Annotated in this window: 12 protein-coding genes; 8 read left to right on the forward strand and 4 right to left on the reverse strand. The window is 66.7% G+C overall.

Going from position 1 to position 15,229, the window contains the following annotated elements:
• Positions 1-9: 9 nt before the first annotated feature.
• Positions 10-2,478 (reverse strand): plasma-membrane proton-efflux P-type ATPase, encoded by a 2,469-nt coding sequence (locus tag BLT60_RS13195; protein ID WP_090876930.1) that lies wholly within the window; start codon positions 2,476-2,478, stop codon positions 10-12.
• A 159-nt stretch (positions 2,479-2,637) separates the two neighbouring features.
• Positions 2,638-3,243: a DedA family protein gene (locus tag BLT60_RS13200; protein ID WP_090876931.1), complete on the reverse strand. Its 606-nt coding sequence runs from the start codon at positions 3,241-3,243 to the stop codon at positions 2,638-2,640.
• Between the two features lie 171 nt (positions 3,244-3,414).
• On the opposite strand from BLT60_RS13200, the gene BLT60_RS13205 reads away from it, so the two are divergent.
• The 8 genes from BLT60_RS13205 to BLT60_RS13240 all read left to right on the forward strand — a co-directional run bounded on the left by BLT60_RS13205 (position 3,415) and on the right by BLT60_RS13240 (position 13,457).
• Complete coding sequence (locus BLT60_RS13205; protein WP_090876932.1) at positions 3,415-5,742, forward strand: glycoside hydrolase family 15 protein; 2,328 nt, start codon at positions 3,415-3,417, stop codon at positions 5,740-5,742.
• A gap of 135 nt (positions 5,743-5,877) precedes the next feature.
• Positions 5,878-7,869, forward strand: coding sequence for a transketolase (gene tkt / locus BLT60_RS13210; RefSeq protein ID WP_090876933.1), 1,992 nt, complete (start codon positions 5,878-5,880; stop codon positions 7,867-7,869).
• Positions 7,866-8,945, forward strand: coding sequence for a transaldolase (gene tal / locus BLT60_RS13215; RefSeq protein WP_090876934.1), 1,080 nt, complete (start codon positions 7,866-7,868; stop codon positions 8,943-8,945). Before tkt ends, tal begins: the two co-directional genes overlap by 4 nt.
• A gap of 46 nt (positions 8,946-8,991) precedes the next feature.
• A complete protein-coding gene (gnd, locus tag BLT60_RS13220; protein ID WP_090876935.1) occupies positions 8,992-10,005 on the forward strand; it encodes a phosphogluconate dehydrogenase (NAD(+)-dependent, decarboxylating) in 1,014 nt (337 codons plus the stop codon).
• A gap of 47 nt (positions 10,006-10,052) precedes the next feature.
• Positions 10,053-11,429, forward strand: a complete 1,377-nt coding sequence (zwf, locus tag BLT60_RS13225; RefSeq protein ID WP_090876936.1) for a glucose-6-phosphate dehydrogenase — start codon at positions 10,053-10,055, stop codon at positions 11,427-11,429.
• Positions 11,430-11,449: 20 nt separating this feature from the next.
• The gene (locus BLT60_RS13230) at positions 11,450-12,040 is read left to right on the forward strand and encodes a histidine phosphatase family protein (protein ID WP_090876937.1); all 591 of its coding nucleotides are present in this window, start codon (positions 11,450-11,452) and stop codon (positions 12,038-12,040) included.
• Positions 12,041-12,739, forward strand: coding sequence for a 6-phosphogluconolactonase (gene pgl, locus BLT60_RS13235; protein WP_090876938.1), 699 nt, complete (start codon positions 12,041-12,043; stop codon positions 12,737-12,739).
• Positions 12,732-13,457 carry an ROK family protein gene (locus BLT60_RS13240; protein ID WP_139167832.1) on the forward strand — a complete coding sequence of 242 codons (726 nt, stop codon included), beginning with the start codon at positions 12,732-12,734 and terminating at the stop codon, positions 13,455-13,457. The genes pgl and BLT60_RS13240 overlap by 8 nt, the downstream gene beginning before the upstream one ends.
• A 27-nt stretch (positions 13,458-13,484) precedes the next feature.
• On the opposite strand, the gene BLT60_RS13245 is transcribed toward BLT60_RS13240, so the two are convergent.
• Positions 13,485-13,733 (reverse strand): hypothetical protein, encoded by a 249-nt coding sequence (locus BLT60_RS13245; RefSeq protein ID WP_090876940.1) that lies wholly within the window; start codon positions 13,731-13,733, stop codon positions 13,485-13,487.
• Between the two features lie 194 nt (positions 13,734-13,927).
• On the reverse strand, positions 13,928-15,121 hold the full coding sequence (locus BLT60_RS13250; RefSeq protein WP_090876941.1) for an enolase C-terminal domain-like protein: 1,194 nt from the start codon (positions 15,119-15,121) through the stop codon (positions 13,928-13,930).
• Between the last annotated feature and the right edge of the window lie 108 nt (positions 15,122-15,229).

The raw sequence follows: 15,229 nt of genomic DNA on the forward strand, positions 1-15,229 counted from the left end.
CGATCCCGTTCAGCCGGCCCCGGCGGCGCCCTGCGCCGGCCGGGCCGCCGGCGGAACGTCGTCCCTTCCCCGGCGCAGGAAACGGTAGAAGGTGATCTTGACGACGCTGTTGATCAGGAACCAGACCAGCGCATAGGCCCAGACAAGCAGCGCCAGCTCCCAGCCGATCGGTGTGACGGTCCATCCATAAACCGCCGCCAGCGTGCCGAAGATCTGTGTGGTCTCCGCGACGACGATCAGCCGCCAGTTCGGCCAGGGCCGCTCCCAGATCGCGCCAGTGTTGCGGGTCAGGTAGATCGTCAGGTGACCGGCGACCAGCAGCTTGAGGAAGATCAGCGTCTGGATCGTCTCGCGCGGCAGGTGCATGTATTCCTCGGCGATCCAGAACAGGCCGAAGGAGGCGACGACGCCGAGCACGCCGAGGATGAGACTGAGCGACAGGACGCGATGCATGTCCCAGCGCACAGGCTTCGCGGCGACCGGCGCATTGTCGTAGGCAATCATCATGATCGGGAAGTCGTTGAGGATCGCCAAGAGCACGATCATCACGGCGGTGACCGGGTAAAAGTTGAAGACGATGATCGACAGGGTCATGAACAGCAGGACGCGCATCGTCTCGGCGATCCGGAAGATCGCGTAGCTGTTCATCCGCTCGAAGATCTTGCGGGCTTCCTCCATCGCACTGGTGATCACCGACAGGCCGACGCCGGTCAGCACAAGATCGGCGGCGGCCCGCGCCGCGTCGGTCGCGCCGCTGACGGCGATACCGACATCCGCCTGCTTCAGCGCCGGCGCGTCGTTGACCCCGTCACCGGTCATCCCGACGATGTGGCCCCGCGCCTGCAACTCCTTGACGATCCGGTACTTGTGCTCCGGAAAGACCTGCGCGTAGCCGTCGGCGGTCTCGATATCGACCGTGCCGATCGGTTTGCCGTCCTTGTCGAAAGCCTTGTCGGCCGCGATGATATCGGTACCGAGGTCGAGCTTGCCGGCGATCTCGCGGGCGATCGCAACATGGTCGCCGGTGACCATGCGGATATCGAGGCCCATCGATCGGGCGCGATGGATCGTTTCCAGCGCGTCGTCCCGCGGCGGATCGAACAACGGCAACAGGCCGAGATACCGCCACTTGCCGTCCTTGTCGGTGCGCGCGACGCCGAGCGTGCGGTAGCCCTTGGCGGCGAGCGCATCGGTGTTCTCCGACACCTTCGCCGTCAGGTCGGCATCGGCGCCGACCAGATCGAGGATCGCCTGCGGTGCGCCCTTGGCGACCGAGAAGGTGCCGCCGCTTTCGGTGACGTCGGCTTCAGCGCGCTTGCTGACGGGATCAAAGGGAACGAATTTCGCGACCGTGAAGGGCTTCAGCGCGCCGGCATCGGGCAGGCCCTTGACGATCGCCTGGTCGATCGCGTCCGGGCTGTCCGACTGCGAGGCGAGCGCCGCCGACAGGATGACTTCGCCGGCGTCCTTGGCCACGAAGGCGATGGGGTCGCCGAGCGTCAGCTGGTTCTTGGTCAGCGTCCCGGTCTTGTCCGAACAGAGGATGTCCATGCCGGCCATTTCCTCGATCGACTCCAGCCGCGAGACGATCGCCTTCATCCGCGCCAGCTTGACCGCGCCGACGGCCATGGTGACGGAGAGCACGGCGGGCAGCGCCACGGGGATCGCCGCGACCGTGAGGATCAGCGCGAAGAGGATGGTCTCGACAAAGGGGTCGCCGCGGACAAAGGCGACGGCAAGGATCACCGCGACCAGCGCCAGGGTGACGAGGATGAGGAAATTGCCGATCCGCATCACCGCCTGCTGGAAATGAGACTTGGCGCCGGCCGTCTCGACCAGCTTGGCGGTGCGGCCGAAATAGGTGGCGGCGCCGGTGGCGGTGACGATGCCCTTCATCTCGCCCATCTTGGCGAAGGCGCTGGAATAGGCGATATCGCCGACCGCCTTGTCGACCGGCAGGGACTCGCCGGTCAGCGCCGACTGATCGACGCTCAGGTAGTCGCCTTCGACAAGCGTCACGTCGGCCGGGATGATGTTGCCGAGGCGGATGAGGACGACGTCGCCGGGGACCAGGTCGGCGGCGTCGATGTCGCGCCATGCGCCGTCGCGCAGGACGTGGGCCTTGAGGGCGAGGTTCTTCTTCAGCGCGGCGATGGCGTTGTCGGCCTGAAACTCCTGCCAGAAGCCGACGCCGGCATTGATCAGCAGCATGATGGTGATGATCGCGAAGTCTTCCCAGCGCTGGACAGCGGCGGAAAGAATCGCGGCGGCCTCGATCATCCAGGGAATGGGGCCCCAGAAGAAGGAGAGGAACTTGAGGAGCGGGCTGCTGTGCTTCTCGCCGATGGCGTTCGGCCCGTGCTCGGCGAGAAGGCGCGCGGCTTCGGCCTGGGTGAGGCCCGTCTTGAGATCGGTCTTCGGAACATCAGCCGGCGCGGACGCGGCGGTTGGCTCGGTCGCGGTCTTCGGGTCCATCATGCCCCCTTCCAGACGTTCGGAATGCCAGGTCGGCTTCGATCGACGCGGAAAGACCTACAAAGCGCCGGCTTTCCGCCGGCAGGCATTGGTTACCGAGTTGTATTACGGTTTTGTGTATACCCGGAAGAAAGGTGCGGAAAACGGCCCCGGGACAGCGACTTAGCCGCGCTTGTGCCGGCGGTACCGCACGACGCCATATGTGCAGATGGCGAGCGCGCCGAGGACGAGCGCCGCGATGCCGACGCCGTGAAGCTTGTCGAGATGGGCGAGCAGATTCGAGAAGCGGGAGCTCAGGAAGAGCCAGACGCCGACCCAGAGCGCCGCGCCGATCGCATTGGCGATGGCGAAGCGCAGCCACGGCATGTGCAGGCTGCCGGCAATCAGGCCATTGAGCTGACGCAGCGGCACGATGAAACGGGCCGCGGCGACGATGAAGACGCCATAGCGGGCGAAGGTTGCTTCGAAGCCCGCCATGCGCGCCTCGTTGAGCCCGATATGGGCGCCGAACTTGCGAATCGCCTTCTGCCCGAACCATCGGCCAAGTGCATAGCCGGCATTGTCGCCGAGGAAGGCACCGGCCCAGGCGACCAGGAACAGGGGAAGGAGGTCGGCGTTGCGGATGCCGGCCGCGGTGCCGACAGCGACCAGAAGGGTCTCGCCGGGCAGTGGCGCGCCAAGCGATTCGAGGGCGATGACGAGAAAGATGACCGGCGCGCCATGGGCGATGACGAAGTTGGCGAAATCGCCGACATAGGTGGACGCCACGAAAGTCTTCCTTCACTGCGGCGCCGGAAAGCGCCGTGCCATTGAGACGACGAAGCCGGCAAACTCATAGCTTAACAGTCGCGCCACGCTAATCTGAAATTTGTCGCGACGGCGTTGGCAGCATGTGATACGGGGCAAAAAAGTCTCGGTTGCTGGCGGCAGGGTGACGATATGGGCGAAGCTGCATTCGGAGCGCCGGGCATTGCGCCCACATGGGCATCCAGCGACAAGGACTTCGTCACCTCGGCGCTCGGCAACTCCCGGCTCTGGGTGACGATCGGCCATGGCATCATCAACGAGGTCTACTGGCCCTCGACCGGCCGGCCGCAGATTCGCGACCTCAGCTTCTACCTGATCGGCGACGGCCGCTGGATCGACCTCAAGCGGGTGCGCCAGTATGAACTGTCCAAGCCCAAGCCCTACCTGCCGCTCCTGACCATCGCCCATACCGGCGACGACTACCGGCTGACCGTCGAGGTGCTTCCCGATCCGCTGCGCGACGTGCTGCTGCTGCGCTACGAGGTCGAGGGGCCCTATCGGCTCGGCATCATCGCCGCGCCGCATCTCGGCACCAGCGGCTATGACAACACCGCATGGATCGAGGATGGCGAGGCATACGCTGCCATCGATATCGGGGCGATGTGCCTGACCGCCGACGTACGGATGGACGATCTCAGCGTCGGCTATGTCGGCGCGTCCGACGGCTGGCAGGATCTTGCCCGCAACGGTCGTTTCACCTTCAACTTCGACCGCGCCGAGAGCGGCAACGTCGCCCTGTCGGCGTCGCTTGCGGACCGACAGGGGGTGATCGCGCTCGGCCTCGCCCCACAGGCGAAGAGCGCGCGCACGCTGGCGCGATCGGCGCTTGCCGCCGGCTATGCGACGATCCGCCAGGGGTTTCTCGACGAATGGGAAGCGTGGGGCAGCAAGCTCACCCTGCCCTCGCCGGAGCCGGGCCTGGCATCGGAGGCGCTGATGTCGGCAACGGTGCTCAAGTGCCACGAGGACCGCATGTATGCCGGCGCGCTGGTCGCCAGCATGAGCACACCATGGGGCAACCAGACCAATACGCTCGGCGGCTACCACCTCGTCTGGCCACGCGACGCAACGCTGGCCGCCTTCGCGCTGCTTGCCGCCAACGAGATCGCAGACGCCCGGCATATCCTCGCCCACATGATGGCGGTCCAGTTGCCGGACGGGCATTGGCCGCAGAACTATTTCCCGAGCGGCCAGCCGTTCTGGACCGGCATCCAGCTCGACGAAACCGGCTTCCCGATCCTGCTGGCGGCAAAGCTGCGCGAGATCGGCGAGGACGATGCGCCCGGCGTGCGGGAGATGGTGCGCGCGGCGGTCGGCTCGATCGCCCGGCACGGTCCGTCGAGCGACCAGGACCGCTGGGAGGAAAACCCGGGAATCAGCGCCTTCACCGTCGCGGTGGTGATCGCCGCGCTGGCGGCCGCCGGCCCGTGGCTCGACGACGGCGAGCGCGACTATGCGCTCGACCTCGCCGACGACTGGAACGAGCGGATCGAGCAGTGGTGCTACGTCGCCGATACGCCAATGGCCAAGCAGGCCGGCGTCGCGGGCTATTACGTCCGCATCGCGCCGCCCGAGAAGGATGGCGGCGTCACCGGCAACGTGCTGCTGCGCAATCGCAACGGCCAGATGATCGAGGCGTCCTGCCTGGTGGCGCTCGACTTTTCATGGCTGGTGCGGCTCGGCCTGCGCAAGGCTGACGATCCGCGCATCCGGGACACGATCAAGGTCGTCGACAGCATGCTGCGGGTCGAGACGCCGTCCGGCGCCGTCTATCGCCGCTACAACGACGACGGCTACGGCGAATATGACGACGGTCGCGCCTATGACGGCAACGGCGTCGGGCGCGCATGGCCGCTGCTCACCGGCGAACGCGGCCACCTGGCACTGCAGGCCGGCGAGGACCCGATCGAGTATCTGCGCACCATGCACCGCTGTGCCAGCCCCGGCGGGCTGCTGCCGGAGCAGGTGTGGGACGCCGAGGCGATTCCGGAACGCGAGCTTTTTCCCGGTCGGCCGTCAGGCAGCGCGATGCCGCTGATCTGGTCGCATTCGGAGTTCCTCAAGCTGCTGATCGCCCGTGACCGCGGGCAGCCGGTGGAACTGCTCGACGTCGTGCGCAAACGCTATGGCAAGCGGGTGCCGAAGGCGAAGCGGACCCGCTGGCGCAACGAGACGCCGATCGCGACGCTGGCCGCCGGGCGGACGCTGGTGATCGAGGACCGCCATCCCTTCACCCTCCGCTTCGGCTGGGACGGCTGGCAATCGGTGGAGGATCTGCCGGCCGAGCCGTTGCCTTTCGGGCTCTGGGGGGTCACCATTGCACCCGACAGTTTGAAGGGGCGGTCGGCGTTGAATTTCACCCGCCGCTACGGTGAAAACTGGGAAGGGCGCGACCATACGGTTGCCATTGCCGCGAAGCCCAAGCCCCAGATCCTGCATCATCGCAAACGGACGACCTGATTGCCGGGTACGAAATGTTTAGAATGACCTGCGACAAGGGCCCTGCATCGGGGCAACCCATCGCCCCTGCCTGAATTTCCGAGGATCATTCGATAGCCTGGCGACCAGGGCCGGTGCGCGAGGAAGGGAAAAACCATGTCCGACACTTCCGACCTTCGCAGCCAGCAGGAGGCGATCAACGCCATTCGTTTCCTGGCCGTAGACGCCGTCGAACGCGCCAATTCAGGGCATCCCGGCACGCCAATGGGGCTGGCGCCGCTGGCCTATCGGCTTTTCACCCGTCATATGCGCCACGACCCGGCGGCGACCGACTGGCCGGATCGCGACCGGTTCGTCCTGTCCGGCGGTCACGCCTCGATGCTGCTCTATGCCAGCCTGCATCTTTCCGGCTACGACCTGTCGATCGACGACCTCAAGCAGTTTCGCCAATGGCAGTCGCGGACGCCCGGCCATCCCGAACGCGGCGTGACGCCGGGGGTCGAGATCACCACCGGCCCGCTCGGCCAGGGCTTCGTCAACGCCGTCGGCATGGCGCTGGCCGAGAAGATGCTCGCCGCCCGCTTCAACCGTCCGGGCCTCGACATCGTCAACCACCGGACATGGGCCTTCTGCGGCGAAGGCGACATGATGGAAGGGATGACCAGCGAGGCGTCGTCGCTGGCCGGCCGGCTGCACATGGCGCTCGGCAAGCTGACCGTCTTCTTCGACGCCAACCACGTGACGCTCGAAGGCCAGGCCGACGAGGAATTCACCGAGAATGTCGCCGAGCGCTTCGACGCCTACGGATGGCATGTCGCCCAGATCGCCGACGTCAACGACCTCGACGCGATCGACAAGGCCATCGCCAGCGCCACGGCCGAGACGGAGCGGCCGAGCCTGATCATCGACCATAGCCACATCGGCTACGGCTCCCCGGTCCAGGATACGGCCAAGGCGCACGGATCGCCGCTCGGCGAGGCGAATGTCGCCACGACCCGCGAGACCCTCAACTGGCCCTACCCGCCCTTCGAGATTCCCGACGCGGTCTACGCCGACTGGCGCAACCAGGTGGCGGAGCGGGCCAAGTCTCATGCGGAGTGGAATGAGTTGATGGTTCGCTACCGCGCCGACAACCCGACCGATGCCGAAGCATTCGAGCGGGCAATGTCCGGCACGCTGGCCAAGGGATGGCGCGACGCGCTGCCGGTGTTCCAGCCGGGCGAGCGGATCGCGACCCGGGTCTCCGGCGGCAAGGCGCTCAATGCCTTCGCGCCGGTGGTGCCGGAGCTTGCCGGCGGAACGGCTGACGTGCTGTCGTCGACGCACACCGCCGTCATCGGCTCGGGCGACGTCAACCAGGGCGACTTCTCCGGCCGCAACATCCATTTCGGCATCCGCGAACACGCGATGGGCGCGATCTGCAACGGCATGGCGGCCCATGGCGGCATCCGGCCCTTCTGCTCGACCTTCATGTCGTTCCGCGACTACATGGTCGAGCCGATCCGGCTGGCGGCGATGATGGGCCTGCCGGTGGTGTTCGTCTTCACCCACGATTCCATCGGCCTTGGCGAAGACGGCCCGACCCACCAGCCGATCGAGCATCTGGCCAGCATGCGGGCGACGCCCGATTTGCGGGTGATCCGCCCGGCCGACGCCAATGAGGCGGCGCAGGCCTGGGCCGAGGCGCTGGCCCATGCCGGACCGACGGTCATGGTCCTCTCGCGCCAGGGCCTGCCGACCCTCGACGCCAACCTTGTCGATGTCAGCAAGGGCGCGACGGTGGTCGCCGCCGGCGACGACGCAGCGATCATCGGCACCGGTTCCGAGGTCGAGATCGCGATGAAGGCGCGCGAACTCCTCGCCCGCAAGGGCATCAACGCCCGCGTCGTCTCGATGCCCTGCGTCGAGATCTTTCGCGATCGCCCGGCCGTGGAGCGGGCGAAAATCCTGCCGCCGGAGATGCCGACGGTCGCAGTCGAGGCGGCTGCGCCGTACAGTTGGTATGAGTTCGCCGACGATGTCGTCGGCCTGACCCGCTTCGGCGCCTCGGCGCCGGCGGAGACCCTATATGAGAAACTCGGGATCACACCCGAAGCAGTCGCGAAGCACGTTTCGCGCCTGATCGAACAGAGTGAGGTGAGGCCATGAATCCCCTGAAATCATTGCACGATGCCGGCCAGAGCATCTGGCTCGACAACATCCGCCGCGAGTTGCTCGATAGCGGCACGCTGGCGCGCTACATATCGGACCTTTCGGTGACCGGGCTGACGTCCAACCCGACCATCTTCCAGCACGCGATCGCCGGCAGCGCCGACTATGACAACGCGATGCGCAGCCGGATCGGCAAGGGGCTGTCGACCGAAGAGCTGTTCTTCGAGATCGCGCTGGAGGACATTACCGCCGCCGCCGACCTTTTCCGGCCGATCCACGACGCCACCGGCGGCGTCGACGGCTTCGTCTCGCTCGAAGTCTCGCCGACGCTGGCCGACGACACCGAGGGGACCATTGCCCAGGCCAAGCGGCTGCATGCCGCGGCGGCCCGGCCGAACGTCTTCATCAAGGTTCCGGGCACCGAGGCCGGTCTCGTGGCGATCGAGGAACTGACCGCCGCCGGGATCTCGATCAACGTCACCCTGCTCTTCTCGCGCGAGCATTATCTCGACTCGGCCGAGGCATTCATGCGCGGCCTCGAGCGCCGGGTGGCGGCCGGACAGGACCTGAACGTCCATTCGGTCGCATCGCTGTTCATCTCGCGCTGGGATGTCGCGGCGTCGAAGACCCTGCCGGAGGACCTGCATAACAAGCTCGGCGTCGCCATCGGCAAGCGCAGCTTCAAGGCCTATTGCGATCTCCTGGAATCCGATCGCTGGAAGAAGCTTGCCGCCGGCGGCGCATTCCCGCAACGGCTGCTGTTCGCCAGCACCAGCGCCAAGGATCCGCGGATTCCGGACACCTTCTATGTGACGGCGCTGGCCGCGGACAACACGGTCAACACCATGCCGGAAGCGACGCTGCTCGCCTTTGGCGATCACGGCAAGCTCGACGGCGTGCTGGCGGCTGACGGCGGCGACGCGGAAGAGACGATCGCCGCCATCACCAAGGCCGGCCTCGACGTCGATGCGCTCGCCGCCCAGCTGCAGATCGAAGGCCGCGATTCCTTCGACGACTCCTTCAAGCAGCTCCTCGACAGCATCGAAGCCAAGGTATCGGCGCTCGCCGCCTGAGCGCCGCTACCCACACCGAAGTCCAACGATCGGAAGGAATGAATCCATGCAACTCGGGATGATCGGCCTCGGCCGCATGGGGGCCAACATGGTCCGCCGCCTGATGCGCGACGGCCACGAATGCGTGGTCTTCGACGTCAACCCCGCCGCGGTCAAGGAACTGGCCGGCGAAGGCGCGATCGGCGCCACCTCGATGGAGGACTTCGTCTCCAAGCTGACCAAGCCGCGCGCCGCATGGATGATGGTGCCGGCCGCAGTGGTCGAGGAAACGCTGGCCCAGGTCGCCCCGCTGATGGAAAAGGGCGACATGATCGTCGACGGCGGCAATTCCTACTACCGTGACGACATGGACCGGGCCAAGCGGCTGGAGCCGACCGGCGTCCACTATGTCGATGTCGGCACCAGCGGCGGCGTCTGGGGCCTCGAGCGTGGTTTCTGCCAGATGATCGGCGGCCCGGACGAGGCGGTGAAGCATCTCGACGGGGTGTTCGCCTCGCTGGCGCCAAAGATCGAGTCCGCACCGCGCACCCCCGGCCGCGACAAGGTCGGCGGCACCGCCGAGCATGGCTACCTGCATTGCGGCCCGAGCGGCGCCGGCCATTTCGTCAAGATGGTCCACAACGGCGTCGAATACGGCGTGATGGCTGCCTATGCGGAAGGCCTCAACATCCTGCGGAGCGCCAATATCGGCACCAAGAAGCAGGAAGTCGACGCCGAGACGACGCCGCTTCGCGATCCGGAATATTACCAGTTCGACCTCAACATTCCGGACGTCGCCGAGGTCTGGCGGCGCGGCAGCGTCATCGGTTCGTGGCTCCTCGATCTCGCCGCCGAGGCGCTGCTCGAAGACCCGCATCTCGACAACTACGAAGGCCGGGTTTCGGATTCCGGCGAGGGTCGCTGGACGATCAAGGCGGCGATCGACGAAGGCGTGCCGGCCCATGTCCTGTCGTCGGCGCTCTATGAGCGCTTCTCCTCGCGCGGCAACGCGGACTTCGCCGACAAGGTGATGTCGGCGATGCGCTACGAGTTCGGCGGTCACCTGGAAAAGAAGCCCTGATCGACCGAGGCCCCTGACCAAAGCGAACCAACAGGCAGCGAAAGAATATGGCTCAAGCGAAATCCGATGCCCTGGTGCTGTTCGGCGCGACGGGGGACCTCGCCCACAAGAAGACCTTTCCGTCGCTCTATTCCATGGTGCGGCGGGGCATGCTGGACGTGCCGGTGATCGGCGTCGCCTTCGAGGACTGGACCATCGACCAGCTGATCGCGCGGGCGCGCGACGGCATCGTCAACGACAAGGGATCGGTCGACGAGGCGACCTTTGCCAAGCTGGCCAAGCTGTTGCGCTATGTCAGCGGCGACTATCGCGACCCGGCGACCTTCCAGCGGCTGAAGGAGGCGCTCGATGGCGCTGCGCGGCCGCTCCACTATCTCGCCATCCCGCCGAACATGTTCGAGACGGTGGTGCAGGGCCTGCAGCAATCGAGCTGCGCCACCGGCGCCCGGCTGATGGTCGAGAAGCCCTTCGGCCGCGACCTCCCCTCGGCGCAATGGCTGAACCGCATCCTGCACCTCGCCTTCGACGAGTCGTCGATCTTCCGGATCGACCACTATCTCGGCAAGGAAGCGGTCCAGAACCTGCTCTACTTCCGCTTCGCCAACTCCTATCTCGAGCCGATCTGGAACCGGAATTACGTCGAGAGCGTCCAGGTGACGATGGCCGAGGACTTCGGCGTCCAGGGTCGCGGGCATTTCTACGACGATGTCGGCGCCATCCGCGACGTCATCGAGAACCACCTGATGAACGTCCTCGTCATCCTGGCGATGGAAGCGCCGGCCGGCGATTTCGAGGCCGGGCTGATCGACGAGAAGGTCAAGGTTTTCAAGGCGATCCGGCCGCTGGACCCGGCCGACGTGGTGCGCGGCCAGTTCGAGGGCTATCGCGACGAGCCGGGTGTCGCCAAGGACTCGCAGGTCGAGACCTTCGCCGCCGTCCGGCTGTTCGTCGATTCCTGGCGCTGGGAGGGCGTGCCCTTCTTCATCCGCGCCGGCAAGAACCTGCCGGCGCATGTGACCGAGGTCGTGGTCCGCTTCCACCGGCCGCCGCTCGACGCCTTTGGCGAACAGCAGGACGGCCAGTGCAACTATGTCCGCTTCCGGCTCAGCCCCGAGGTCGTCATCGCCATCGGCTCGCGCAAGAAGGCGCCGGGCGAGGAGATGAAGGGCCAGCAGATCGAGCTGATCGCTCGCGACGACGTCAAGGACGAGATGGAGCCCTATGAGCGGCTAATCGGCGATGCGCTGGACGGCGACGACTCGCTGTTCACCCGGCAGGACGCCAGCGAGATCGCCTGGCGGATCGTCGACCCGATCCTCGGCAACAAGGTCCCGGTCCACCCCTACAAGCCGGGCACCTGGGGACCGACGCAGGCGCTCAAGCATCTCGTCCCGCCGAATGGCTGGGTCGACCCGAAGCCCTGAGCCGGCCGGGAGGCGCGACGATGGACGATCACCGGGAGCTCTGGCTCTTCCGCCATGGCGAAACCGAGTGGAGCAAGTCCGGCCAGCATACGGGCCGCACCGACATCCCCCTCGACAAGGCCGGCGAAGCGCGGGCCCGCGCCATCGGCCGCCGGCTGAAGGGACGGCCTTTTTCGCTGGTGCTGTCGAGCCCGCTGATCCGGGCCGTCGAGACCTGCCGGCTGGCGGGCTATGCCGACGGCGCCGAACTCGACAATGACCTGATGGAGTGGGACTACGGCCATTACGAAGGCCGGAAGACCGCCGACATCCGCAAGGAGCGGCCGGGCTGGCTGATCTGGAAAGGTGGCGTCCCCGGCGGCGAGACCGTCGACCAGGTCGGCGAACGGGCCCGGCGGGTCATCGAGCGCGCGCTGGCCGCCGACGGCGACGTCGCGCTGTTCGCCCACGCCCATATCCTGCGCATCCTGACCGCCTGCTGGCTCGGCCTGCCGCCGGTCAACGGGCAGTTATTCGCGCTCGGCACCGCGACGGTCAGCGTCCTCGGATTCGAGCATGACTACCGGGTGATCGTGCGCTGGAACCAGAACAGCCACCTGGTGGAGGTCTAGATGCAGGTCGAGGTTTTCGACAACGCCGAGGCGGTCGCCGCGGAAGGCGCCAGGCGCATCGCCGCGGCGGCGCGCACGGCGATCGCGGCGCGGGATCGCTTCACACTGGCGGTCAGCGGCGGCCATACGCCGTGGATCATGCTGGCGGCGCTGGCGAAGGAGGACCTGCCGTGGAGCAAGGTCCAGCTCTTCCAGGTCGACGAGCGGGTCGCCGCCGACGACAGCCCCGACCGCAACCTCATGCATCTGCGGCAAAGCCTGTTGTCGGCCGCCCCCCTGCCCGAAGCGAACCTGCACGCCATGCCGGTGCTGGCCAGCGACCTGACCGTCGGCGCGGCCGACTATGCGAGGACGCTCGAAGGCGTGGCCGGCTCGCCGCCCAGGCTCGACATGATCCACCTCGGCCTCGGCCCGGACGGCCACACGGCCTCGCTGGTGCCGAACGACCCGGTGCTCGACGTGCGCGACCGCTGGGTGGCGACGACGCTCCCCTACCAGGGGCATCCGCGGATGACGCTGACCTACCCGGTGCTCGACAATGCCGGCGCGCTGCTCTTCGTCGTCACCGGGGCGGAGAAGGTCGACGCATTGGCCAGGCTGCGGCAGCATGACCCGGCGATTCCGGCCGGGCGGCTCGATCCGGCAAGACTACTCGTCCTGGCGGACGAAGCGGCGACAGGGAGACCCGACAATGGCTAGAGCGACAACCCGAACCAGCACCACGAAGGCCCGTGCGGGCAAGGCGAGCGCACCCAAGGTGCTGTCGATCGATATTGGCGGCAGCCACGTCAAGATCCTGGCGACCGGCCGACGCGCCAAGCGCGCCGTCGACTCCGGGCCGAAGATGACCGCCGAGCAGATGGTCAGCGACGTCAAGACGCTCGCCGAAGGGTGGGACTATGACGTCATCTCGATGGGCTATCCCGGACCGGTGGTGCATAACCGGCCGGTGGTCGACCCGGCCAACCTCGGTCCCGGATGGGCCGGCTACGATTTCGAGACCGCCTTCGGCCATCCGGTCAAGGTGGTCAACGACGCATTGCTGCAGGCGATTGGCAGCTACGAGGGACGGCGGATGCTGTTTCTCGGCCTCGGCACCGGGCTCGGCTCGGCGCTGATCGTCGACAACGTCGCCCAGCCGATGGAACTGGCGCATCTCCCCTTCAAGAAGAAGAAGACCTTCGAGGACTATGTCGGCGAGGCGGGGCTGAAACGCCTCGGCAAGAAGAAGTGGCGGCACGAGGTCTTCGAGGTGGTCGAGCGGCTGCGCGCGGCGACGCAGCCCGACTATATCGTCATCGGCGGCGGCAATGTGCGGATGCTCGACAAGCTGCCGCCGGGCTGCCGGCGCGGCGACAACGCCAATGCCTTCAAGGGCGGCTTCCGCCTGTGGGACAAGGACGGCGTCGTCGCCTGACCGGCGACCCTGCGTCCCGCACCCGGCCTAGCGGATAAAGAACCGCGTCTCGCAGCCATTCGCCGCGCGGCCCCACCAGAAATCGCCCGTCTCGTCGTGGCCGGACGAGGCAAATTGCTGCAGATGGAGCTTGATGGCGGCGGCGGCGGCCTGGCGGTCCGGAAACTCGCCGGTGAAGTCGCCTTCGTGGACGCATTGCCCGTCGCGGTTCATTTCCTCGACCTTGACGATGACCGCGCCCGACCGATCCCGGTCCGAACTGGTGTGCGACGGCATGATCCCATGTCCGTTTTGCAAGGCCGATCCGACGCCGGACGCTCAGACCCGCTTGTCGGGCCATCACCCAGGGATCGACCTGTTCGAGACAGACTGCGCCGTGCGACGGGCCTTTTCAAGGCGGGCCACGATCTCCGCTGCCTCGTGACCGGCGTCGTCGGCGCACCGATCGGCGCGCCGACGACGCCAAAGCCTCAGCCGGGACCGCCGAAGGTCAGCGTATCGGTGGCGTTGGCGGTGATGAAATCCCAGTCGTAGACGACGCCGAGACCGGGACCGTCGGGAACCGGAACGCAGCCGTCCTCGCCGATCGCATCCGGCTGGTCGGAATAGTCGGGTCCATAGACCGGCGGCACGACATTCGGCATGTCGGGGCCGACCAGCGCCATCTCGTAGAAGCGGGTATTCGGCGTCGCCGCCATCACTGCGCGATGGGCCGGACCGCAAGCGTGGTACTGGACATCGAGACCGAGGGCCATGCAGAAATTGGCGATCTTCAGCGCGCCGGTGATCCCCATGTCGTATTCGGGATCGGCGTGGATGATGTCGCCGCCACCAGCCATCAGGAAGGCTGCCTTGGCCTCGAGGCCGCGAACGTGTTCGCAGACGAGCAGCGGGGTCTTCAGCCGTTCGCGGAGCCGCTTGTGGCCCTCGACCGCGCCGCCGGTGTCGCGATAGGGATCCTCGTACCAGAGGTAGTCGGCCTCGTCGCAGGCATGGCCGACATAAAGCGCGTCGAGCCAGGTCCTGAGTTGCGACGCCGGATCGATCATCAGCGGGAAATCGTCGCCGACCGCCTCTCGGACACCGAGCAGGTTCTTCGCTTCCAGCTTCGCGTCGCCGCCGTGCCAGCCGTGGATCTTGAAGGCGGAGAAGCCCTGCTCCTTGCAGGCGACGGCGTAGTCGGCAAAGGCCTTGGGGGTGTCGAGGCCGCCCTTCTCGTCCTGACCATGATAGGTGCTGGCATAGGTCGGCAGCCGGGTGCGGTAACCGCCGATCAGCGCGGAAACCGACGTGCCGAGGCGCTTCGCCTGCAGGTCCCAGAGGGCAATGTCGAGCGGTCCGTGGCCCATGTGGTCATAGGCGCGGACCTCGCGGCGAAGGTCCTGCCAGATCGCTTCGCGGGTATCGGGATTGCGGCCAACGAGGTGCGGGGCCAGCATCGCCGCCTGGGCGAAGGACGCCGGGGTGCCGATCCAGTGGGTGACATACTCGCCGCGAGCGCCGTCTTCGGTCTCGATGCGGACGGCCCAGCGCTGGCTGGAAATGGTGCTGCCCTTCCTGGCAACGACGTTGCCGACACCGGCGGCGCCATGGGACGGCAGTCCCAATCCTTCGGTCTCAAAGGCGAAACGGATCAGTTCGACCCGGGCAATCCGGTTTGGCACAACAGTCTCCCTAAATGACGGCTTCGTATGGCCGGTTCGGCAAATCGATGATGGGCAGGGTTATACCCCGCCCCGGGGGCATTTTGCCAACAACCGGCCGCGGAAAAA

This window comes from Bauldia litoralis, assembly GCF_900104485.1.
Classification (GTDB): Bacteria; Pseudomonadota; Alphaproteobacteria; order Rhizobiales; family Kaistiaceae; genus Bauldia; species Bauldia litoralis.